Source organism: Stenotrophomonas sp. Steno-Z10-BAI, assembly GCF_056393115.1.
This window is the reverse complement of record NZ_JBWJOZ010000002.1, coordinates 80,431-103,847: the sequence shown is the minus strand read 5'-3', so window position 1 is coordinate 103,847 and position 23,417 is coordinate 80,431. Positions and strand designations below refer to the sequence as shown.

Annotated in this window: 19 protein-coding genes; 6 read left to right on the top strand and 13 right to left on the bottom strand. The window is 66.5% G+C overall.

All coding sequences use genetic code 11. The features are described 5' to 3' along the window. Window position 1: 1 nt before the first annotated feature. The 7 genes from AC06E9_RS05340 to ligA form a co-directional block, all read right to left on the bottom strand. On the bottom strand, window positions 2-2,494 hold the full coding sequence (locus AC06E9_RS05340; protein ID WP_478055623.1) for a membrane-bound PQQ-dependent dehydrogenase, glucose/quinate/shikimate family: 2,493 nt from the start codon (window positions 2,492-2,494) through the stop codon (window positions 2-4). A 202-nt stretch (window positions 2,495-2,696) separates the two neighbouring features. After that, window positions 2,697-5,396, bottom strand: a complete 2,700-nt coding sequence (gyrA, locus tag AC06E9_RS05335; protein WP_121037823.1) for a DNA gyrase subunit A — start codon at window positions 5,394-5,396, stop codon at window positions 2,697-2,699. A gap of 272 nt (window positions 5,397-5,668) precedes the next feature. Further along, on the bottom strand, window positions 5,669-6,730 hold the full coding sequence (gene mtnA / locus AC06E9_RS05330) for an S-methyl-5-thioribose-1-phosphate isomerase (RefSeq protein ID WP_282262134.1): 1,062 nt from the start codon (window positions 6,728-6,730) through the stop codon (window positions 5,669-5,671). A gap of 43 nt (window positions 6,731-6,773) precedes the next feature. Further along, on the bottom strand, window positions 6,774-7,496 hold the full coding sequence (locus AC06E9_RS05325; RefSeq protein ID WP_121037829.1) for a DUF3011 domain-containing protein: 723 nt from the start codon (window positions 7,494-7,496) through the stop codon (window positions 6,774-6,776). A 109-nt stretch (window positions 7,497-7,605) separates the two neighbouring features. Then, on the bottom strand, window positions 7,606-8,550 hold the full coding sequence (gene epmA, locus AC06E9_RS05320) for an EF-P lysine aminoacylase EpmA (protein WP_478055622.1): 945 nt from the start codon (window positions 8,548-8,550) through the stop codon (window positions 7,606-7,608). Beyond that, window positions 8,547-9,032, bottom strand: a complete 486-nt coding sequence (locus AC06E9_RS05315) for an N-acetyltransferase family protein (RefSeq protein ID WP_478055621.1) — start codon at window positions 9,030-9,032, stop codon at window positions 8,547-8,549. The genes epmA and AC06E9_RS05315 overlap by 4 nt, the downstream gene beginning before the upstream one ends. A gap of 14 nt (window positions 9,033-9,046) precedes the next feature. Further along, window positions 9,047-11,509 carry an NAD-dependent DNA ligase LigA gene (gene ligA / locus AC06E9_RS05310; protein WP_478055620.1) on the bottom strand — a complete coding sequence of 821 codons (2,463 nt, stop codon included), beginning with the start codon at window positions 11,507-11,509 and terminating at the stop codon, window positions 9,047-9,049. A gap of 126 nt (window positions 11,510-11,635) precedes the next feature. Between ligA and AC06E9_RS05305 the strand changes: the two genes are divergently transcribed. Next, window positions 11,636-12,757: a pyridoxal phosphate-dependent aminotransferase gene (locus AC06E9_RS05305; RefSeq protein ID WP_478055619.1), complete on the top strand. Its 1,122-nt coding sequence runs from the start codon at window positions 11,636-11,638 to the stop codon at window positions 12,755-12,757. Window positions 12,758-12,790: 33 nt separating this feature from the next. Here AC06E9_RS05305 and zipA read toward each other — a convergent pair whose 3' ends face one another. The 6 genes from zipA to AC06E9_RS05275 form a co-directional block, all read right to left on the bottom strand. After that, window positions 12,791-13,528, bottom strand: coding sequence for a cell division protein ZipA (gene zipA, locus AC06E9_RS05300; protein ID WP_121037842.1), 738 nt, complete (start codon window positions 13,526-13,528; stop codon window positions 12,791-12,793). Window positions 13,529-13,575: 47 nt separating this feature from the next. Further along, complete coding sequence (gene smc / locus AC06E9_RS05295) at window positions 13,576-17,079, bottom strand: chromosome segregation protein SMC (protein ID WP_478055618.1); 3,504 nt, start codon at window positions 17,077-17,079, stop codon at window positions 13,576-13,578. A gap of 938 nt (window positions 17,080-18,017) precedes the next feature. Further along, on the bottom strand, window positions 18,018-18,470 hold the full coding sequence (rplI, locus tag AC06E9_RS05290; RefSeq protein ID WP_121037848.1) for a 50S ribosomal protein L9: 453 nt from the start codon (window positions 18,468-18,470) through the stop codon (window positions 18,018-18,020). A gap of 154 nt (window positions 18,471-18,624) precedes the next feature. Beyond that, window positions 18,625-18,855, bottom strand: coding sequence for a 30S ribosomal protein S18 (gene rpsR / locus AC06E9_RS05285; RefSeq protein ID WP_002804494.1), 231 nt, complete (start codon window positions 18,853-18,855; stop codon window positions 18,625-18,627). Between the two features lie 11 nt (window positions 18,856-18,866). Beyond that, the gene (rpsF, locus tag AC06E9_RS05280) at window positions 18,867-19,307 is read right to left on the bottom strand and encodes a 30S ribosomal protein S6 (protein WP_019184348.1); all 441 of its coding nucleotides are present in this window, start codon (window positions 19,305-19,307) and stop codon (window positions 18,867-18,869) included. A gap of 167 nt (window positions 19,308-19,474) precedes the next feature. Then, entirely contained in the window at window positions 19,475-19,813 is a 339-nt protein-coding gene (locus AC06E9_RS05275; RefSeq protein WP_019184349.1) for a HesB/IscA family protein, read from the bottom strand. 184 nt (window positions 19,814-19,997) lie between these two features. Between AC06E9_RS05275 and asnS the strand changes: the two genes are divergently transcribed. The 5 genes from asnS (at window position 19,998) to can (ending at window position 23,414) form a co-directional block, all read left to right on the top strand. Beyond that, window positions 19,998-21,392 carry an asparagine--tRNA ligase gene (gene asnS / locus AC06E9_RS05270; RefSeq protein WP_019184350.1) on the top strand — a complete coding sequence of 465 codons (1,395 nt, stop codon included), beginning with the start codon at window positions 19,998-20,000 and terminating at the stop codon, window positions 21,390-21,392. A gap of 23 nt (window positions 21,393-21,415) precedes the next feature. Further along, window positions 21,416-21,721: a hypothetical protein gene (locus AC06E9_RS05265; protein ID WP_102787980.1), complete on the top strand. Its 306-nt coding sequence runs from the start codon at window positions 21,416-21,418 to the stop codon at window positions 21,719-21,721. Then, a complete protein-coding gene (locus AC06E9_RS05260; protein WP_121037851.1) occupies window positions 21,718-22,032 on the top strand; it encodes a hypothetical protein in 315 nt (104 codons plus the stop codon). The genes AC06E9_RS05265 and AC06E9_RS05260 overlap by 4 nt, the downstream gene beginning before the upstream one ends. A 6-nt stretch (window positions 22,033-22,038) precedes the next feature. Then, the gene (locus tag AC06E9_RS05255; RefSeq protein WP_478055617.1) at window positions 22,039-22,677 is read left to right on the top strand and encodes an FMN-binding negative transcriptional regulator; all 639 of its coding nucleotides are present in this window, start codon (window positions 22,039-22,041) and stop codon (window positions 22,675-22,677) included. A gap of 74 nt (window positions 22,678-22,751) precedes the next feature. Then, window positions 22,752-23,414 (top strand): carbonate dehydratase, encoded by a 663-nt coding sequence (gene can / locus AC06E9_RS05250; protein WP_478055616.1) that lies wholly within the window; start codon window positions 22,752-22,754, stop codon window positions 23,412-23,414. The last annotated feature ends 3 nt before the right edge of the window (window positions 23,415-23,417 follow it).

Genomic DNA, 23,417 nt, shown 5'->3' with positions numbered 1-23,417 from the left:
CTCACCCTTTGGGCAGCGCGTAAGCGATCACGTAATCGCCAGCCGGGGTTTCCATGAAGTGGTGGCCACCGGCCATGATGACCACATACTGGCGCCCGCCAAATTCATAGATCATCGGGTTGGCCTGCCCACCGGCCGGCAGTTTGGTGTGCCAGAGTTCCTTGCCGGTCTTCAGGTCGATCGCGCGCAGCAGATCGTCGGTCGCGGCCGCAATGAAGATCAGTCCGCTGGCGGTGACCACCGAGCCACCGTTGTTCGGCGTGCCGATCTCGATCGGCAGGCCGGAGCGGATGCCGAACGGGCCATTGCCACGGGCGCTGCCGAACGGGCGGTCCCACAGGGTCTTGCCGGTACGCAGGTCGACCGCGCGGATGCCACCGTACGGCGGCTCCTTGCACAGCAGCTTGGTGAACGGCAGGCGCCAGCCAGCGTTGACGTCGATGGCGTACGGCGTGCCCACCTGCGGATCGCCTGCGCCTTCGGCACCGCCCTTGTCGGCGGTGATCTCCTCGCGCGGCACCCAACCCAGCTTGTCCGCCTTTTCGCGCGGCACCAGCCGGTTGTAGTTGGGCATGTCGTTGTAGTTGGCCACGATCACGCCGCGGCGCGGATCCACGGCCACGCTGCCCCAGTCCGAGCCACCGTTGTAGCCGGGATATTCGATGGAGTGACGGTCCGCGGTCGGCGGGGTGTAGAAACCTTCGTAGCTGGCCTCGCGGAACTGGATGCGGCACACCAGCTGATCGATCGGGGTCATGCCCCACATGTCGCGCTCGGTGAGGTCCGGCTTGCGCAGCGTGTGATACAGCGAGAACAGCTGGGTCGGGGAACGCTGCTCCGGCTCGACGCCGCCGGTGGGCACTTTGCGCTCTTCGGCCGGGGTCAGCAGCTTGCCGGTGCGGCGGTCGAGGATGTACATGTCGCCCTGCTTGGTCGGCAGCAGCAGCGCCGGGACTTTGCCGGCGGCGGTCGGGTAGTCGATCAGGGTCGCCTGCGAACCCATGTCGTAATCCCAGACGTCCTTGCGCACGGCCTGGAAGTGCCAGGCCGGCTTGCCGGTGTTGACGTCGATGGCGACCAGCGACGTGGCGTATCTGTTTTCGTTCTCGGTGCGCGAGCCACTCCAGTAATCGCCGGCCGAGTTGCCCATCGGCAGGTAGACCAGGCCGAGTTCGTCGTCACCGGTCGCGGTGGTCCACATGTTCGGGGTGCCGCGGGTATAGGTCTCGCCGGCCGGCGGTGCGCCGTTGCGTTCCGGGCGGACCATATCCCACGCCCAGCGCAGCTTGCCGGTCACGGCATCGTAGGCCTGGATCACGCCCGAGGGGGCGTCGCGGCGCTGGCCATCCAGCACCTGGTGGCCGGTCACGATCACGCCCTGCACGATCGCCGGCGGCGAGGTGATGGAGACATAGCCGGCGGGGCTGTCGCCCATGCCAACGGTGATGTCCACCTGACCGTTGTTGCCGAAGCCTGTGCACAGCTTGCCGGTGGCGGCATCGACCGCGATCAGGCGGCCATCCAGGGTGCCTTCAATGATGCGGGCGGCACAGGCGCCGCGCGGCACCTGGGTCAGCACCGGCACGCCACTGGGGACGGCAAGATCGGCGGCGACATCGTTCAGCGCGGTGTCCTGCGCGGTGGCCGGCACTTCGTAATAGGAGACGCCACGGCAGGCCGCGGTGTACGGAATGGACGTGTCCTTGATCTTCGGGTCGTAGCGCCAGCGCTCGGTGCCATCGGCCGCGTTGAGCGCGACCAGCTGATTGCGCGCGGTGCACAGGTAGAGGCTGTCGCCGACTTTCAGCGGCGTGGTTTCCGCGCCCCAGCGCTTCTCCGGCAGATCACCGGTGCGGAACAACCAGGCCTGCTCCAGCTTGGCCACGTTATCCGGGGTGATCTGCTGCAGCGGCGAGAAGCGCGTGGCGGCATTGTTGCGGCCATAGGCGGCCCAGTCGCCATCCACCGGGCGGTCGGCCGGCTGCAGGGGCGCATCGGCGGTCGGTGCCAGGCCGGTGCTGGTCATCGGTTCGGGGAACGCGCCCTCGGCGGCGGTAACGCCGTGCGGCACGAAGGCCAGGGTGAAGGCGGCGACGAACACGAGCGCGAGCACGCCGGCGATGCCACGCGAGACCTTGCGTGAGACCGGGCGATCCAGCGTGGGCAACAGCAGCGACAGCACGAAGCCGATGGCCACGATCAGGCCCAGGCGCGGTACCCAGCGCCAGTAATTGCTGCCTGACTCCCACCATGTCCACAGCAGCGTGCCGACGAACACCAGCGCAAACCACAGCGCGCCGCTGTAACGGCCCCGCCACAGCTGTACGCCAGAGATCAACAGGCCGACACCGGCCAGCACGTAGTACCAGGAACCACCGAGGCTGGCGAGCCAAGCGCCCCCTGCGGTGAATACAACCCCCAGCAACAGAATGACAATGGCCAGCACAGCCACCAGCCAATGGCGGGGGCGGCGGGTCTGCGTCGTGGTGGACATCGGTCTCTCCTGAAGCGCGAAGATCGCCGACATTGCTGCCGGCCCCGCGGCTCTTATCCCACCGGGGTCGTGAACGTTGCGCGTTCTTTGCAGCGGTCGCCAACGTCGGCACAGCCGACGATGAAACCCGGCAAGCCCCTGCCCCACAACGAAAAACGCCGGCGTGTGCCGGCGTTCTCCGTATGACTCCCACTGGCAGGGCTTACGCCTCCGGGGGTGTCACTGCCGGGCTGGCCTCGATGGCTGCCGGTGTCTCTTCTTCCACACCCTCGTCCAGCGAGGCGTCCATGCGTTCCACCGCCTGGAGTTTCTCTTCCTTGGACAGACGGATCAGGGTCACGCCCTGCGTGTTGCGGCCGACGCGCGAGATTTCCGAACCACGGGTGCGCACCAGGGTGCCACCATCGGAAATCAGCAGCACTTCGTCGCGCGGCCCCATAAGCACCGCACGCACCAGCTTGCCGTTGCGCTCGGTGGTCTGGATGCCGATCACGCCCTGCGTGCCACGGCCCTTGCGTGGGTAATCCGGCAGCGGGGTGCGCTTGCCGTAGCCGTTCTCGGTCGCGGTCAGGATGTACAGCGCGTTGTCATCGTCAGCCCCGTTCTCGATCACGGCATCGCCGCTGTCGATCACGGTCTCGTCGACCTGGCTCTCGTCCTCGTTCTCGTCTTCACTGCCACCCGCACTCTCGGCGACGATCAGACTGACCACTTCCTCGCCCTTGGGCATCTTGATGCCGCGCACGCCGGTAGCGGTACGGCCCATCGAGCGGACCTTGTCCTCACCAAAGCGCACGGTCTTGCCGTTGGAGGCGAACAGCAGGATGTCGCGCTCACCATCGGTCAGGCCGACGCCGACCAGCGCGTCACCCTCATCGAGGTTGATCGCGATCTTGCCGCGTGCCAGACGGAAGGCGAACTCGCTGAGCGGGGTCTTCTTGACGGTGCCGTTGCGGGTGGCGAAGAACACGAACTGGCCTTCGGCATACTCGCGGACCGGCAGCACGGCCTGCACCCGCTCACCGGCTTCCAGCGGAATCCAGTTGATGATCGGGCGGCCACGGGCGTTGGAACCGGCTTCCGGCAGCTGATGCACCGGCAGCCAGAATACCTTGCCCGCGCTGGTGAAGGTCAGCAACGTATCGTGCGTGTTGACCAGCCACAGCTGTTCGATGAAATCCTCTTCCTTGGTCGACGCGGCGCTGCGGCCACGGCCACCGCGGCGCTGGGCCCGGTAGGCGCTGACCGGCTGGCGCTTGGCATAGCCGGCGTGCGACAGGGTGACCACCACGTCTTCCGGGGCGATCAGGTCGAGGATGTCCAGGTCTTCTTCGCTGTGGCGGATCTCGGTGCGGCGTTCGTCACCGAACTCGGTACGCACGTTGATCAGCTCTTCGCGGATGACCTGCAGCAGACGGTCGGGATCTTCCAGGATTTCGATCAGCCCGGCGATCACTTCCAGCAGCTGCTTGTACTCGTCGGTCAGGCGGTCCTGCTCCAGCCCGGTCAGGCGATGCAGGCGCATTTCCAGGATCTGCGTCGCCTGGATCTCGGTCAGCTGGTAGCCGCCCTCGAGCAGGCCCACACCCTTGGGCAGATCATCCGGACGCGACGCTTCGGCACCGGCGGCGCCCAGCATCGAGCCGACCAGGCCCGGCTCCCACAGGCGGGCGAGCATGCGTTCGCGCGCTTCGGTGGGGTTCGGCGAGGTCTTGATCAGTTCGATCATCTCGTCGATGTTGGCCAGCGCGACAGTCAGGCCTTCCAGCACGTGCGCACGGGCACGCGCCTTGCGCAGCTCGAACACGGTGCGGCGGGTGACCACTTCGCGGCGGTGACGCACGAAGGCCTCGAGCATCTGCTTGAGGTTCATCAACTGCGGGCGGCCATCCACCAGCGCCACCATGTTGATGCCGAACACCGACTCCATCTGGGTCTGCTGGTAGAGGTTGTTCAACACCACTTCCGCCGACTCGCCACGCTTGATCTCGATGAAGATGCGCATGCCGTCCTTGTCGGACTCATCGCGCAGTTCACTGATGCCTTCGAGCTTCTTTTCCTTGACCAGCTCGGCGATCTTCTCGATCAATCGGGCCTTGTTCACCTGGTACGGGATCTCGGTCACGATGATCGATTCGCGGCCGTTGTCAGCCACTTCGACCTCGGCCTTGGCGCGGATGCGCACACGGCCACGACCGGTCCGGTACCCGGCAACGATGCCGGCGGTGCCGTTGATGATGCCTGCGGTCGGGAAGTCCGGGCCCGGGATGAACTCCATCAGGCCGTCGACGTCGATCTCGGGATTGTCGATCAGCGCGATGCAGGCGTTGATCGATTCGGTCAGGTTGTGCGGCGGGATGTTGGTCGCCATGCCCACCGCGATACCGGCCGAACCATTGACCAGCAGGTTCGGGAACCGGGTCGGCATGACCGTCGGCTCCAGTTCCTTCTCGTCGTAGTTGGGCTGGAAATCGACCGTTTCCTTCTCGATGTCCGCCATCAGCTCATGGGTGAGCTTGGACATGCGGGCTTCGGTGTATCGCATCGCAGCGGCGGAGTCGCCGTCGACCGAGCCGAAGTTACCCTGGCCATCGACCAGCATGTAACGCAGCGAGAACGGCTGCGCCAGACGCACCAGCGTGTCGTACACCGACTGATCGCCATGCGGGTGGTACTTACCGATGACGTCACCGACGATACGCGCCGACTTGAAGTAAGGCTTGTTGGCGTGCGCGTTGAGTTCACTCATCGCGAACAGCACGCGGCGATGCACCGGCTTGAGGCCATCGCGCGCATCCGGGAGTGCGCGCCCCACGATCACGCTCATCGCGTAATCGAGGTAACTCTTGCGCATCTCGTCTTCCAGGTTGACCTGGATGATTTCCTTGGCGGTTTCTGCCATTCGGGTTCCGTTGTCTGGTAGCGGTCCAGTCCGTCACGACCGCCCTTTCGGGGCAGTTGCGCCGGAATCTCGATTAACCGTTGGATTCTACCACAGCAGGCCGTTCTCCGCCTGCTTTTACGGGGGTTTTACCGGCAAGAATCAGGAACTTACGAGGGCGTTGCCGGACGCTGGGGTGGGTACCGACCCATGCTCATCGGCGGTACCGACCAACGGTTGGCCGCTACCGGGCAGGCCACGACCCTTGGTCGTGGCGCGGGCCGCAGCAGGCCTCAGCCGAAGGCGGCCTGCATGTTGGCCACTGTCGGGCTCAGGATCACCCCGCGTTCGGTCACGATGGCATCGATCAGGCTGCCCGGGGTGACATCGAACACCGGGTTCCAGGCGGCGATGCCCTCGGCCACGGTGCGGGTCCCGCCCACCCCGTACAGCTCGCCCGGGTCGCGCTGCTCGATCTCGATCTGCTCGCCGTCGGCGGTGTCCATGTCCACGGTGGAGGACGGCGCCACCACCATGAACTTCACGCCGTGGTGGCGGGCGGCGATGGCCAGCTGGTAGGTGCCGATCTTGTTGGCGGTATCCCCGTTGGCGCAGATGCGGTCCGCACCCACGATGACCCACTGCACCGCACCGGTCTTCATCAGGTGCGAGGCCGCCGAATCGGCGATCAGGGTGGCGTCGATGCCGTCCTGCTGCAGCTCCCACACGGTCAGGCGCGCGCCCTGCAGCCACGGCCGGGTCTCACCGGCGAACACGCGGGCGATGCGGTGCTGGGCCATGCCGGCACGGATCACGCCCAACGCGGTACCGAAGCCGGCGGTGGCCAGCGAGCCGGTGTTGCAATGGGTCAGCACGCCGCTGCCCGCCTCGATCAAGCCAGCGCCCAGCGCGCCCATGTGACGGTTGGCGGCCAGGTCCTCCTCGGCGATCGCCTGGGCCTCGGCGGCCAGCACCTGCTGCCAGTCGGCACCGGCCGGGGCCAGCGCGCGGCGCATCCGGGCCAGCGCCCAGGCCAGATTCACGGCGGTCGGGCGGGAGGCATTGAGGCGCTGCAGCGCAGGTTCCAGCTTCAGCAGCGCCTGGGCGCCATCATCGGCCTGCACCTCGTTGGCCGCCAGCACCACACCCCAGGCGGCCGCAATGCCGATCGCCGGCGCGCCGCGCACGGTCAGCGCGTGGATGGCCTCGGCGACCGCGTCGCTGTCGCGGCACTCCACGTGCTCGACAATGAACGGCAGTTTGCGCTGATCGAGCAGCTGCAGGCTCTCGCCGGTCCACAGGATCGGGCGGATATGGTCGTAACGGGCGTAATCGATGTCGGTGGATGCGTTCATCGGGCCATTGTAGCGGCGCGCCGATGCGGGCGGAATCGCGTGCTCAGTTGACCGCGAACTCGGCCCTGCAGCCCTTGTCCACCCAGACCCCGCGGCTGTCCCAGCCCCAACTGCTGCCCTGCTCGCAGGGCGTGCCGGAGAGCTGCTTGTTGAGCGTGGCACCGTGGGTGATCCCGGCGCCACAGAAGCGGCGCTGACGGGATTTGGATTCGCACACGAGAATGCGTGGCACGTTGAGGAAGCCGCTGCCATCGGCGGCACCGACCTCGAACTCGCCCTGGCAACCGCGGGTCACCCAGATCTCGTTGCGGCGGTAACCCCAGCTGTGACCTTCGCGGCACGGCAGCGAGGTGAGCTGGCGAAGCAGGCGCACCGGCGCACCCTGCAACACCACCGGACAGCTCTGCGGGCGGCCATTGGATTCACAGCGCACGACGCGGCGCGTGCGACGCTCTCCATCGGCGCGGGTGGCGGCAACGGCCGTGCGCGCGCGGAACTCGGCGCGACAGCCCAGGGTGACCCAGACGCCGGAGCGATCGGTGCCCCACTCCGAACCACGCACACAACTGTTGTCGGACAGCTGGCGGATCAGATCCACGCCGCGCTCAGTGGGAATATCGCAGTGCACCCATCCCATATCGCGCGATTCGCAGCGCACCACTTCGCCGGCATAGCCGCCCGCCTGCGCGAGGGCCGTCTCCGGCATCAGCGCAGTCCACAGCAACACCGGCCACAAGGGCATGCCCGCGCCTACCAACAGCTTCATCAACTCGATCCCTGCCACGCCTGAACGATCACCTGACCACCTTCGGACATCCGGTGTGATCAGAGCATCATCATGCAGGCCGCGCAAGACGCGAATGCGTCAAAACGCCTCAGGCGTGGGCGAAATCCAGAGCCAGCACATCGGCGATCCGGCCGGTGCCGTTCATCGCCATCAACAAGCGGTCCACACCGACCGCGACACCCGCGCAATCGGGCAGGTCCGGCAGCGCTGCGAGCAGGTGTTCATCCAGCGGCGGCAGCACGTCGCCACGTGCGGTGCGTATCGCATGGTCGCGCTCGAAACGCGCGCGTTGCTCAACCGCGTCGTTCAGCTCGTGATAGCCATTGGCCAGTTCGACACTGCCCAGGTACAGCTCGAAACGCTCGGCCAGGGGCGGTGTACCGGGACGGATCCGGGCCAGTGCCGCCTGGGTCGCGGGCCAGTCATGCACGACCGTCATGGTGTCGTCATGGAAGTGCGGCTGGATGCAGTGGGTCATCAGCAGATCGAGCCAATCGTCGCGGGTGAGCCCATCGGCATCGATGCGGACCTCGGCCAGCGGCGCCTGCAGCTGTTCCAGGTTGGCCTGGAACGGGTCCAGCCCGATGTGCCGCTGGTAGAGACCGCGGTAATCGATCACCTCCAACGTGGCCTCGCGCTGGACCAGCTGCAGCGCGGCGCGCACCAGCTCGGCGGTCTCGCCCATCAAGCGGCGTTGATCCCAGCCGACCCGATACCACTCCAGCATGGTGAACTCGGGGTTGTGGCGGCCACCGGCCTCGCCATTACGGAACACGCGGCCGAGTTCGTAACAGTCCCCCACCCCGGCGGCGAGCAGCCGCTTGAGCGGAAACTCCGGCGAGGTGCGTAGCCAGCGTTGCGGCGTGCCTGCATCCACGTGCCCGCTGAAGCGGGTGTGGAAGCTGTCGATGTTCGGCTCGGTATTGCCGGCGGCGGAGAGGATCGGCGTTTCCACCTCCAGCACATCGCGCGCGGCGAAGAAGCTGCGGATCAGCGCGTTGAGCGCGGCACGCTGGCGCAGCGCGGCGATCATGCGCGCGCGTCCTTCAGGCGCTGGGCCAACGGCAGGGTGAGCAGATCGCGGGTGTCATCCACATAGCCGGTGCCCAGGTACAACCGGCGCGCCAGTTCGTTGTGGTGGTTTACCTCCAGGCGCATGCGTTCCACGCCCCGCGCATTGGCACGCTGCTCCAGAATCGCCAGCGCCTGCTTGCCGCGCCCTCGGCCGCGCGCGGCATGGGCCAGGTAGAGCTCGTCCAGCAGCGCGAAATGACCGCCCTGCTCCAGGCTGAAGCCCATCGCCAGCGCCCCATAACCCACCACAGCGCCCGCCTCGTCCAGCCACAACAACACTTCGCCATTGCGCGGATCTTCCAGCAGTGCGGCCAAGGCATTGCGGACCCGGGTGTCGTCGAAATCGAGTTTATCTTCGGCGTAGAAATCACGCATCAGCCCGATCAACAGCGCGGTGTCAGCCACGGTGGCCAGGCGGAAATCAAGGGGAATGGTCTGCATGCGATCTCTCTTGTTCAATGCTGCGCGAGGAAAGCGACCAGCTGGTCTTCGTCCCAGACCGGCACGCCCAGCTCCTGCGCCTTGGTCAGCTTGGAGCCGGCCTCGGCGCCCGCCACCACGAACGAGGTCTTCTTGGACACACTGCCGGCCACCTTGGCGCCCAACGCTTCCAGGCGCGCCTTGGCCTCATCGCGATTCATCTGCGACAACGTTCCGGTCAGCACGGCGGTCTGGCCCTCCAGCGGACCTGCTGCCTGCTCGGCCTGTTCCGGCGCCAGCGCCAGCAGCCTCTGGCGGTACTCCTCGGCCTTGAGCAGCATCGGGCCGTGGCCCTCGCTGTCCAGCCAGTCGGCCAGGCCCATGGCCACCTCGTTGGGCAGGCCGGCGGCCACGAAGCGTACCGGCTCGGCATCCAGCAGCGCGGCAGCGTCCGGCAGCACGGCGGCCAGCTTCTCGGCGCGCAGGCGGGTGATGCCCGGAATCTCCGCCTCGACCAACAACTGCGCGAAATCCAGACCCTCGCGCAGCTTGGCGATCGGCGGGTGCACATCGCTGATGCGCACCTGACCGACCTGCAGCAGGGCATCGATCGCCTCCTGGTTGCCGGCCTGTTCGAAGAAGTGGCCGAGCGAGCGCGCGACTTCGCCGCCGATATCGGGCACGCGCTTGAACAGCGGCCACGGCAGGTGGCGGATCAGCTGCAGATCGCCGAACCAGGTCGCCAGGGCCTTGGCGGTGCTTTCACCGACATGCTCGATGCCCAGCGCGAACAACAGGCGCTCCAGCGTGGTGGTACGGCTGGCGTCGATGGCGCCGATCAGATTGTCGGCCCACTTGGTGGCGATCTTCTTCGTGTTCCAGGTGAACGTGGCCGGCATCGCCAGCGCCTGCGCGCGCCATCCCGCATCGCTGCCATCCAGCTTGAGCAGCCCGCGGAGATAGTCGCCACTGCCTTCCGGCGGCAGATGCAGGCCGATCTGGCTGGCCAGCGCCTCGGGCGATTCGGCATCCAGCACCAGCTTGAGCTGCAGCAGTTGATCGCGCTGCAGACGGTACAGATCCGACACGCCGCGCACGATGCCGGCATCGACCAGCGTCTCGATGTACTTGCCGCCCAATCCGTCGATATCCATCGCACGGCGCGAGGCGAAGTGCGCGATGGCTTCCTTGCGCTGCGCCGGGCAGCTCAACTCACCCGAGCAGCGCCAGGCGGCCTCGCCCTCTTCGCGGACGATCTCCGAGCCGCACACCGGGCACTGCGAGGGCATCTGCCACGGTGTGGTACCGGCGGGGCGGCGATCGGCGATCACGCTGACCACTTCCGGGATCACATCGCCGGCGCGGCGCACGATCACCGTATCGCCCACGCGGACATCCAGACGCGCGATCTGGTCGGCGTTGTGCAGCGTCGCGTTGGAGACGATCACGCCAGCTACCGCGACCGGCGCCAGACGCGCCACCGGAGTCGCCGCACCGGTGCGGCCGATCTGGATCTCGATCGCCTCCACCGTGGTGGTCTGTTCCTGCGCCGGGAACTTGTGCGCGATCGCCCAGCGCGGTGCACGCGCGACGAAGCCCATCTGTTCCTGGCCGGCACGGTCATCGAGCTTGTAGACCACCCCATCGATATCGAAGGCCAGGCCATCGCGGCGCTCGCCGATATCACGGTAATAGGCGAGCAGCCCCTCCGCGCCCTCCACCACCTGGCACAGGTCGCTGACCGGGAAGCCCCATGCACGCAGCTGGGCCAGCGTGGCCGAGTGGGTGGGCGGCAGTTCACCGCCGTCGACCTGGCCGATGCCATAGGCGTAGAAACTGAGCTTGCGCTTGGCGCTCATCTTCGGATCCAGCTGGCGCAGCGAGCCGGCCGCGGCGTTGCGCGGATTGGCCAGCACCTTGCCGTCATGCAGGCGGGCATCGGCGTTGTAGGCCTCGAAATCGGCGCGGGCCATGTAGACCTCGCCGCGTACTTCCAACACCCCAGGCCAGCCCTCGCCTTTGAGCGTCTGCGGGATCACACTGATCTGGCGCAGATTGGCACTGACATCCTCACCGGTGGCGCCATCACCCCGGGTTGCGCCCTGGACGAAGCGGCCATTCTCGTAGCGCAGGCTGATCGCCAGGCCGTCGAGTTTGGGTTCGGCTGAAAAATGCAGCGTACTGCGGCGCAGGCGCTCGCCGATGCGGCGCACGAAATCCTGGACTTCCTCATCGCTGAAGGCGTTGCCCAGCGACAGCATCGGCACCGCATGGCGGACCTCGGCGAAGCGCGAAGAAGCCTTCCCCCCCACCTGCCGGGTGGGCGAGTCTGCGGTGATGAGCTCGGGGTGCGCCTGCTCGATCGCTTCCAGCTCGCGCACCAGCCGGTCGTACTCGACGTCGGGAATCAGCTGCTCGTCGCGCTCGTGGTAGGCCTTGCCGGCCTCCTCGATCTGGCGGCGCAGGACGTCGGCACGTGCGGCGGGGCTGGGGGTCATGCGGAAGGCGATCCTGGTGGGGCATTCAATTTTACCCCTCCCCCCGCTCCTGCGCGCAGTGAAGAACGCTTGCCGCCGATCCGCCGTGGCGCTAGCGTGCGCCAAACCCCTTGTTTCCGGTGCCCCGTGACCCCTGCCCTCGTCGCTTCCCGTCGCTCGTTCCTGCAGTTGGCCGGCACCGGCCTTGCGTTGTCCGGCCTGGGTGCACTGCCTGCATCGGCCGCGCCGTCGCGCACGCTCCCCGCCAGTGCGGGACCGGTGCTGCTGAACTTCAACGAATGCCCGTATGGGCCATCGCCCGCCGCGCAGGCCGCGGCACGCGACATCGTCGCCGGTAGCGGACGGTATCTGTTTGCGCTGGCCGGCGAGCTGCGCGACCTGTTCGCCCAGCAGGAAGGCATCGGCAAGGATCACGCGCGGCTGTATCCGGGCTCCAGCGAGCCACTGAACCGGGCGGCAGTGCTCTGGACCTCGCCTGGCGCGGGGCTGGTGGTCGCCGATCCCACCTTCGAGGCGCTGGGCGATCTTGCCGCTGCGCGTGGGGCCACGGTGGCCAAGGTGCCGCTGCGCGCCGACGGGGCACACGACGTGCGTGCGATGGCGGCCGCTGCCGCGGCGGTCAATGCCGGCTTGCTGTACCTGTGCAACCCCAACAATCCCACCGGCTCGATCACCCCGGCGGCCGACATCGCCTGGCTGCTGGCCAACAAGCCTGCGCAGACCCGGGTGCTGGTCGATGAGGCCTACCTGCAATACAGCGAACAACGCTCGGTGATTGCCCAGGTGATGCAGCGCGATGACGTGATCGTGCTGCGCACCTTCTCCAAGCTCTACGGCATGGCCGGCCTGCGCCTGGGTGTGGCGGCTGCGCATCCGGATCGGCTGAAGGAACTGGCCAGCCTGGGCGACAACCCGCTGCCGGTCACGGCGGTGGCCGCCGGCCTGGCGAGCCTGCGCGATCCGGGGTTGATTGCGCAGCGCAACGCAGAGAATGCCGTGGTGCGGCAGGAGACCATCAGCTGGCTGGGCAAGCGCGGTTTTACCTGCGTGCCTTCCGAAGCGAACTGTTTCGTGGTCGATGTGCAGCGCGACGGCGCAGCATTTTCCGCGGCGATGGCCGAGCGCGGCGTGGTCATCGGCCGCAGCTGGCCGATCTGGCCGCAGCGGGTACGGGTAACGGTCGGCACCGAGGCCGAGATGGCCCGGTTCCGTGAGGCGTTCGAGGCGGTGGTCAGCCGCAACGGGTAAATGTAGCGCCGACCGTTGGTCGGCTCTACATCATCACCAACGCGGTGCTTTGGTCAGCGGCGGGGCCTGGTGCTGGCGGTCGTAGGCACGCAGTTCGTCGCGGATGTGCGCGATGCGCTGGCGGCCCAGGGCGTTGCGGCTGTCATCGAGCACCACGCCATCGAGCAGTTCGCCCATGCGCTGTACGGTCGGCAGCATCTTTTCCCAGGCGTCCAGCGCGGTCAGCGGGGCCGGCAGGGTCAGGAAGAAGGCGATCGCCGGCGTTTCCATCTCGCGGATGTTGGCCATGTCGAAGCTGCCCGGCTTCATGATGCTGGCCATCGAGAAGATCGGGCCGCGCTCGGGGTGGCCTTCGACCAGACGGTGGAAGACATTCATGTGGCCGAACACCAGGCCGGTCTTTTCCGCAGCGACGACGATGTCTTCGCCACGCAGCTGCTCACCGGCACGGGCGGCCACGAACAGCGAGACGATCTTGTCGAAATCCTGGGTGGTGCGCTTGCCAAGGTCACTGGCCGGACCGGCATCCACCTCGGGCAGGCCGAGTTCGGGCTGGGTCACGCCGTCTTCGCCCACCACGGGCGCAGCGCCGTCGGCCGGGATCTCGCCCTCGCCCAGTACGGGCTCGCGGCGCTGGCCGTTGGTGCCTTCGGCACCCTCGACGCGGCGGCCCTGCATTTTCTTTTTCGGACGGCCAAACAGGAAGATCGCAGCGATCAACAGCAGGCCGGCGGCCAGGATGCCGATGCGGAGCAGTGCCATGTCGGACATTCGGGAGGTTCTCCGGCTAAATCATTCAGGTACTTAAGGATGGCACGTCACGCCGCGCCCGCCAATCGTGCGGCTTCCTCCAGGTCGACACTGACCAGTCGGCTGACGCCCGGTTCGCGCATGGTCACGCCGGAAAGCTGGTGCGCCGCCTCCATCGTGGCCTTGTTGTGGCTCACAAACAGGAACTGAACCTTCTCGCTCATTTCCTTGACCATGTTGGCCAGGCGGCCGACGTTGGCTTCGTCCAGTGGCGCGTCCACCTCGTCCAGCAGGCAGAACGGCGCCGGGTTGAGCTGGAAGATCGCAAACACCAGCGCCACCGCGGTCATCGCCTTCTCGCCACCGGACAGCAGCGAGATGCTCGATACCCGCTTGCCCGGCGGCCGCGCCATGATCGCAACACCGGTGTCGAGCAGGTCTTCACCTGTCAATTCCAGATACGCGTGGCCACCACCGAACAGGCGCGGATACAGCTGCTGCACGCCGGCATTGACCCGGTCGAAGGTGTCCTTGAAGCGGCCGCGGGTCTCGCGGTCGATCTTGCGGATCGCGTCTTCCAGGGTTTCCAGCGCGGTGGTGAGGTCGGTGTTCTGGGCGTCCAGGTATTCCGAACGCTGCGAGGCCTCGCCGTATTCCTGGATGGCGGCCAGGTTCACCGGCTCCAGGCGGCGCATGCGGCCGTCGATCTGATGGACCGTCTGCTCCCAGTCGGTGATGCGCGCATCCTCGGGCAGGCCGTTGATCACGTCCTGCAGCACGAACCCGGCCTTCTCCACCGAGGCCGACAGCTGGTCGGCGCTGAGCACCAGCGCCTGCTGATCCAGCTTGCGCTGGGAAATCCGCTCGCGCTGCGCCAGCGCCTGTTCGTCGCGCTGATGGCGGGTCTGTTCGAAGGTGCGCAGCTCGGCATCGATGCCATCCAGCAGCGTACGGGCCTCACCGAGCACGCGGTCTGCACGCACGCGCTCGCCGAGCGCGTTCTGGTGTTCGGCTTCGAGCGTCTTGACCGGCGAATCGCCTTCGTCGAGCTGCGAGTGCAGTTCGCCCAAGCGTGTATCCAGCTGCCCGCGCTGCGTGCTCATGCGCTCCAGTGCCTGGCTCAGCGAGGCGATCTGCGCCCGTTGTGATTCCAGGGTCAGGGCCAGCGAGTGCGCCGCCTCGCGTACGTTGCGCGCCTGGTCGCGCGCCTGATCGCGCGCATCGGTGAGCTGGCGGCGCTCGCCCTCCAGCGCGGCGCGGACCGATTCCAGATCGCCCATGCTGGTGACCGCATCGTCCAGCCGCGCGCGCGCTTCGCGCACCTGCTCGCGGCCGGCATCCAGCGTTTCCAGCAGTTGCACCAGCTCGCCTTCGATGCGATCGATGCGGGTGCGTGCGGCCTCCACTTTGCCCTGCTGGCTCTGCAGCTGACCGCCGAGTTCGGACACGCTGCGATGCGCCAGGTACAGCTGGCGCTGCGCGTCTTCGCGCTGCTGCTCACCCGCCAGCAACTGGTCACGGAAACCGGACAACTGCTGTTCCAGGGCCGCTTCGCGGTCCTGCAGGGTTTCAATCTGCTCGCGCAGGGTGACGATCTCGCGCTCACGCAGCAGCGCGCCCTGCCTGGCCGCGCCGGAGCGGGACACGCGCACCCAACCTTCGCCCAAGCGCTCGCCACCGCGGGTAATGACCGAATCGCCCTCACCCAGCGTCGCCTGCAGTGCACGCGCGGCCTCGAGATCCTCGGCGGCATGCAGGCGCGCCAGCAGGCGACGGATCGCCGTCGGGCCCTGCACTTTCGCGGCCAAGGAGGTCGGGGCGACGTCCAGCGCGGCCTGCTCGGCAGAGACCAGCGCGATGCGGCCTTCGCCGAGTTCGCCCAGCGCATCCACCAGCGATTCCGGTGCATCGACCAACACACCTTCGATCAGCTGACCGAGCGCGCTTTCCACGGCGTTTTCCCAGCCACTCTCCACGGTCAGGCGCTCACCGACGCGCGCGCCGGAATCCAGCCCACGCGCCTTCAGCCATGCCACCGCGGCGCCCTGCTCCTGGCCCAGCGCGGCCTGCTGCAGGGTTTCCAGCGAGGACAAGCGGCCGCGTGCGGCCTGGGCCTGCTTGCGGATCTCGGCCAGCTCGGTCTGGCCGGTACGCTGGCGATCCTGCAGCCCGGCCACGACAAGTTTGCGTTCTTCCACCTGCTCGTTGAGCGTGTCCAGCGAGGCCTTCTGGGTCTCGTGCTGGATGTGCAGCTCCTCGAACACCTCGGCCAATGCGTCCAGATCCAGCCCGGCACGTTCGGCCTGCAGCGACTCGCGGCGGCGGTCAGCTTCCAGCACCTGGCGGTCCAGATAGTCCACGCGGGTACGTTCAACTTCACCGGCGCGCGAGGCTTCCGAGGTATTGCGGGTATGGGCTTCCCAGCGCTGCTGCCAATCGGCCAGACGGGCCTCGGCGTCGCGCAGGGCTTCCTGCTTGATTTCGTTCTCTTCCTGCAGCTGCTCCAGGCGCGGCTCGGCGTCATCGACCGCCTCGCGCAGCACCATCAGCTTGGCCTCATCGCCACTGATGTGCTGACCCAGATCGGCCAGCGCCTGCTGGGCTTCGTCGCGCGCCTTGTTGAGTCGCTGCGACATTTCGCGCTGATGCTGGATCTGCTGTTCCAGTCGGGCCAACGTGCTGCCGACCTGGTACACCTCGGCCTGCGCGGTGTTGAGCGCATCGGAGGCCTCTTCGCGGCGCAGGCGGCTGGTTTCAATGCGGGCTTCGGCGTCACGCTGTTCGGCGATCAACTGCTGCAGGCGCGTTTCCTCGCGCGACAGCGCTTCGCGCAGGCCGCCCAAGCGCCCATCCAGGCCGCGGTACTCCAGCGCCTTCCACTCGGCATCCTTGACCTTGCGCTCTTCCTGCAGCGCCTGGTACTGCTCGGCCTGGCGCGCCTGGCGCTTGAGGTGCTCGAGCTGCTTACCGATTTCCTCACGCAGGTCGCCCAGGCGATCCAGGTTTTCGCGGGTATGCCGGATGCGGGTTTCAGTTTCCTTGCGGCGCTCCTTGTACTTGGAGATGCCGGCGGCTTCTTCCAGATACACACGCAGGTCTTCGGGCCGGGCCTCGATGATCTTGCTGATCATGCCCTGCTCGATGATCGAGTAGCTGCGCGGCCCCAGGCCGGTGCCGAGGAACAGATCGGTGATGTCGCGGCGGCGGCACTTGGTGCCGTTGAGGTAGTAGTTGCTGCTGCCATCGCGGCTGACGGTACGCTTCACCGAGATCTCGTTGAACGAGGCGTACTCGCCGGTGATGGTGTGGTCGGTGTTGTCGAAGATCAGTTCGACGGCAGCCTGCGAAACGGGCTTGCGGGCAGAGGAGCCGGAGAAGATGACGTCGGTGAGCGAGTCGCCGCGCAGGCGGCTGGCGGAGCTTTCGCCCATGACCCAGCGCACGGCGTCGATGATGTTCGATTTGCCACAGCCATTGGGGCCCACCACGCCGGTCATGTTGGTCGGCAGGTGCAGCGTGGTCGGATCGACGAAGGATTTGAATCCGGACAGCTTGATCGTGGACAGACGCATGGCGTGATGGTTTTCCGGGCGAAGGCCTGAAGCGACCCCCACCATGGTGGATTACGGAGCGGATTTACCCTTCAAGCCATTGATGTTGCAGGGTTTCAATGGCCCCGGGGGCGACGCGATAGCCTGAGTATAACGGGGCAGGTGTTCGGCGGGCTGCGGGGGCTGGTGTTGGCCGTGGCCGTGGCCGTGCAGCCGTAGCCAGAGCCAGAGCAGAAGCGGCATTTCAGGTTGGTGCGTGGCGGGACGGCGTGGGTGGGGTCGCGGGAGCCGCCGTGAACCCCGCTCCGCGGTCCGGCCCAGCCGCTGGCGGCTGTGCGTTCGAACGCATGCGAGGCAATGCCTCGCAAGCAATGCGCTCTCACCCATGGGGGCTCATAAGGCGCCATCCATGGCGCCTTATGGTCCCGCCACCCCACCCACGCCATCCCGTAGACACATGGCTGGTGTGCAGGCTGAGAGCCAAGGCATGGCAGCCTTGGATTGACCTGGCCTGGCCTGACCCGAGCGGAATGACTCAAATCGAGCTGAGCCGCCATCGTCTGTGCGTCGGAACGGCGCGGGAGAGCCACGCCATGCGTGGCTGGGCGACGGGGAAGCAAGAACATCCACGCATGGCGTGGATCTACCTGAGAGCTGGACCACCAACATGCCGGCTTGGGTACCGCCCGCCACAGCCGGCGGACGCCAGCTCTTCCAACCGCCCGGACCGGACATTTGGCTGGAGGGTGCCGGGTAGCCTGGGCCGGGACCGTAATGCGCCATGGATGGCGCATTTCGAGCCCCCAGGGACGGGTTTACGGCGGGTCCCGGCCCAGGCTACCCGGCGCACTCCCACCGATGTCATCAAGGCGCCCAGCCGTTGCCGTTGCCGTTGCCACAAACAAAAACGGGCACCCTCGCGGGCGCCCGTTTCAGTGACTCCCGCCTTTCGGCAGGGATCAGGCCTTTTCGGCTTCCACAACCACCTTGACGGTGGTTTCCACGTCGGCGTGCAGGTGAACAGTCACCTCGTACTCGCCCACGTTGCGGAACGCGCCTTCGCCCAGGATCACTTCGCTCTTTTCCAGCGGCAGGCCGACAGCGGTGAAGGCTTCGGCGATATCGCGCGGGCCAACCGAACCGTACAGCTTGCCTTCGGTCGAGGCGTTCGCAGCGATCGTGACGCTCTTGCCTTCCAGCTTCGCCTTGCGGGCTTCGGCGTCAGCGTGGATCGACTGGGCCTTGGCTTCGTAATCAGCGCGCTTGGCTTCGAACTCAGCCACGTTGGTCGCGGTGGCCGGAACGGCCTTGCCGGTCGGGACGAGGAAGTTGCGGCCGTAGCCCGGCTTCACGTCGACCAGATCGCCCAGACCGCCGAGGTTGGTGACCTTCTGAAGAAGAATCAGCTTCATGGTGTAGCTCCAAATATGTATTCGTTAGCGAGGCTCAGGCCCCGCAGCGGATGGCTGTCCGAATATCCGAACGGCGAATCCTTAAACCGCCCGACGCTTTACAGCGCGGGCGGCCGGATCCGCGAAAGCGGCGACTCGAAGTCGCCAGCCTTCATCAGACGTCGTGGTTGTCGGTGTACGGGATCAGGGCCAGGAAACGGGCGCGCTTGACGGCCGTTGCCAGCTGGCGCTGGTACTTCGACTTGGTACCGGTCACGCGGCTCGGCACGATCTTGCCGTTCTCGGTGAGGTACTGGCGCAGGGTGTTGAGATCCTTGTAATCGATCTCCTTGACACCTTCGGCCGTGAACTTGCAGAACTTGCGACGACGGAAGAACTTGGACATGTCAGTGCTCCTTAAGCGGCCGAAGCGGCGTCTTCGCCGGCATCGGTGTCAGCGGCGGCGGGGGTGGTTTCACCTTCTTCGTCATCACGACGACGACGCTCGCCACGCTCGGGCTTGTCACCCTTCTCGTCCTTGCTCTTCATGATCAGCGACTGCTCGGTGTCAGCTTCGTCACGCTTGATGACGAGGTTGCGCAGCACGGCGTCGTTGAAGCGGAAGCTTTCCACCAGCTCGCTCAGCACGGCCTGGTCGCACTCGATGTTGAGCATGACGTAGTGGGCCTTCACCAGGTTCTGGATCGGGTAAGCCAGCTGACGACGGCCCCAATCTTCCAGACGATGGATGGTGCCGTTGCCGTTCTCGACCAGCGCCTTGTAGCGCTCGATCATGGCCGGGACCTGTTCGCTCTGGTCCGGATGGACCAGGAACACGACTTCGTAATGACGACTCATGTGTTTTTACCTTTCGGATGTGGCCCTTTGAGGGCCGGACAGCCCCCCGCAGGTGAACGCGGTGGGGCAAGGGTCCTGCCCGGAATCAGGCAGGAAGCCGCGCATTGTGGCAGCAGAAGGGGTTGCAGGCAAGCCGGGCGGGCGGAACAGGCCCGGCGCGCAGGCGATCAGGCCTTGTCGGCCTCGGTCGTGAAGCTCTCGCCGCAGCCGCATTCCGCGGTCGCGTTCGGGTTCCTGAACGTGAAGGTCTCGCTCAGGCCGTGCTTGCCGAAGTCTATCTCGGTGCCGTCCACCAGCTCCAGGCTGGTGGCATCCACATAGATGCGGACCCCGTCCTGCTCGAAAACGGTGTCGCCTTCGCGCTCATCGCGGGCCAGATCGGTGATGTGCCCCCAGCCGGAACAGCCGGTGCGGGTCACGCCGAAACGCAGGCCCAGCGCACCGGGGGTCTGCTCGACGAACTTCTGCACACGGGCAAAGGCAACAGGGGTAAGGCTTACGGCCATGACAGGCAACTCCAGCGGATCGTGATCATTATAGAGGGTATGGCGCGGCCCGGCCTCGGCGGCCGCAGCTGCGGTTCACACGGCGCGCAGCCCCGGGGGACGCGAGAAATGCCTCGCAAGCCGAACACCGCACCCGTTAAACTCCGTGTTCAGAGATCGAGTCGATCAACAGAGGATTCAAGTCATGACGGTGGTCAGCGTTGAACATGCGCTTGCCGGGAAGATCCCGGAAGGCGGCGAGGCAACAGTACGCGGATGGGTCCGCACGGTGCGCGGCTCTGCGGCGCTTGCCTTCGTCAATGTCACCGATGGCTCCTGCTTCGCCCCCATCCAGGTGGTGGCCAATGACACCCTGGCCAATTTCGACGACATCAAGAGCCTGACCCCGGGCTGCTCGGTGATCGCCCGCGGTACCCTGGTCAAATCCCAGGGCAAGGGCCAGTCCTTCGAGATCCAGGCCAGCGACATCGAGATCGTCGGCCTGGTCGAAGACCCGCTGACCTACCCGATCCAGCCCAAGCCGATGAGCCCGGAGTTCCTGCGGGAAGTGGCGCACCTGCGCCCGCGCACGAACCTGTTCGGTGCGGTCACCCGCATCCGCAACTGCCTGGCCCAGGCCGTGCACCGGTTCTTCCACCAGAACGGCTTCAACTGGATCAGCACCCCGATCGTGACCACGTCCGATGCCGAAGGTGCCGGCCAGATGTTCCGGGTCTCGACCCTGGACATGGCCAACCTGCCGCGCAACGAAAAGGGCGAGGTGGATTTCAGCCGCGATTTCTTCGGCAAGGAAACCTTCCTGACCGTGTCCGGCCAGCTGAACGTCGAGGCCTACTGCCTGGCGCTGAGCAAGGTCTACACCTTCGGCCCGACCTTCCGTGCCGAGAACTCCAACACGACCCGCCATCTGGCGGAGTTCTGGATGATCGAGCCGGAAATCGCCTTCGCCGATCTGGCCGAAGACGCGCGCCTGGCCGAGCAGTTCCTGAAGTACCTGTTCCGCGCGGTGCTCGATGAGCGTGGCGATGACCTGGCCTTCCTGGCCGAGCGCGTGGACAAGAACGCGATCACCAAGCTGGAAGGCTTCATCAACGCCCCGTTCGAGCAGATCGACTACACCGAAGCGGTGAAGCTGCTGCAGAACTCGGGCAAGAAGTTCGACTTCCCGGTCGAATGGGGCCTGGACCTGCAGACCGAGCACGAGCGCTGGCTGACCGAAGAACACATCGGCCGCCCGGTGGTGGTGACCAACTACCCCGAGCACATCAAGGCGTTCTACATGCGCCTGAACGACGACGGCAAGACCGTTGCGGCGATGGACGTGCTGGCCCCGGGCATCGGCGAGATCATCGGCGGCAGCCAGCGTGAAGAGCGCCTGGATGTGCTGGATGCGCGCATGGCGCAGTTCGGCCTGGATCCGGCGCACTACGGCTGGTACCGCGATTTCCGCCGCTACGGTTCGGTGCCGCACGCCGGCTTCGGCCTGGGCTTCGAGCGCCTGGTGGTCTACGTCTGCGGGCTGAGCAACATCCGCGATGCGATCCCCTACCCGCGCGCACCGGGCAGCGCCGAATTCTGATCGACCTACGGAGGCACTGAACCATGACCCTGTTCTTCGCGCTGTGTTTCGTCGGCGTGGCGATCGCCGGGTTCAGTGCCTTCGTGATCTTCTGGCCGCTGACCCTGGTCCACATCCGCGACCGCCACCCGGCGCTGGCGGATCGTTTCGGCACGGGCGCATTTCTGCGCCCGGATGCGCTGCGCTGGCTGCTCGGGCGCGACTATCGCCAGAGCACCGACCGCTCGCTGACCGGCCTGGCCGCGCCGGCCTGGCTTTCCCTGCTTACGCTGCTTGCTGGACTGGGCATGGCTGCCCTGCTCTGGCTGCTTTCGATGGTAATCACATGAACGACGACACCTCCCACCACGACGAGTGGTTCCTGGCCAGCCTGGGCAACACCCTGATCTGGGCCCGCCTGCGCGTGCGCCCGGCCGGCACCGCCGAAGTGCTGGACAGCGACGGCAACACGCTGAGCTATGACAGCGAAGACACCGCGCGCTCGCAGCTGTTCGACGCCGAGTTCGTCGCCTACGACGGTCTGGATGAAGAAGACGCCCTGGTGCGCGGCTTCTCGCTGCATGAAGTGCAGCCGCCACAGGCCGACAGCGATGACGCATTGCACGGCCGCATGGTCCAGAGCCTGGGCGCCCGCGCGTAACCGACGATGTTCATCCCGTCCGCCTTCGTCGAGACCGACCTGATCTGGCTGGACCGACTGCTGGCGCGCGATGCGTTCGTCACCCTCGTCACGACCGGGGCCGACGGCCTGCCGCAGGCCACGCGGATGCCGGTGCTCTACCGGCGCGATGCTGACGGCATCCTGATCGAAGGCCACTGGGCCAAGCCCAACCCGCAGGCGGGCCATGCAGGCCCCGCGTTGATGCTGGTGCACGGCCCGCATGCGTATGTATCGCCGGGGTGGTACCCGGACAAGGAAGCACAGGCACGCGTCCCGACCTGGAACTACGCCGCTGCGGAACTGCGCGGGGTGCTGGAACCGACCACCGATCCGGACACATTGATCGCCATGCTGGACGGCCTGAGCGCGCACTATGAAGCACAGGTCGGCGGCCACTGGGACCTGCTGCCGATCGAGCCGCGCCAACAGCGCATGCTCGCCGGCATCGTCGGCTTCCGCTTCCGCCCGGCCCAGGTGCAGATCAAACTCAAGCTCAGCCAGAACCACCCCGAGGCCAACCAGTCCAGCGTGATCGATGCACTGTCGGCGCTGGACGCCCCGGCATCACGCGAGCTGGCGCAGTGGATGCGCTGGCGCCGCGAGGGCGGTCCTGCCGCCGACTGACCTTCCCCACTCCTGCGACGACGCGGCCACCCTGGCCGCGCCTTGCCCCCACCCGACGTCAGGGACCCCGCACGATGAAAGACATCCACAAGCTGCTGCAGAACAACCGCGAATGGGCGGACCGGATCGAGAAAGAAGACCCGGAGTTCTTCCACCAGCTGGCCAAGCAGCAGCACCCGGAATACCTGTGGATCGGCTGTTCCGATTCGCGCGTGCCGGCCAACCAGATCATCGGCATGGCACCGGGCGAAGTCTTCGTGCACCGCAACGTGGCCAACGTCGTGGTGCATACGGATCTGAACTGCCTGAGCGTGATCCAGTACGCCGTGGATCAGCTGAAGGTGAAGCACATCCTGATCGTGGGCCATTACGGCTGCGGCGGCGTGCACGCCAGCTTGAACAACACGCGCGTAGGCCTGGCCGACAACTGGCTGCGCCATGTCGGCGATGTGGCGCAGAAACACTCGGCCATCATGGACGCGATCGAGGATCCTGCGCTGAAGCATGCGCGCCTGTGCGAGTTGAACGTGATCGAGCAGGTGGTCAACGCCTGCCGCTCGACGATCGTGCAGGACGCGTGGGCACGCGGCCAGAAGCTGATGGTGCACGGCTGGGTATACAGCCTGAAGGATGGCCGGGTGCGCGAGATGGGCATCGACGTGGGCGCACCGGAAGACCTGCAGCCGGCCTACGATAAGGCGCTGTCCTACGTGCCGCGCCACGGTCGGCGCGACTGATTC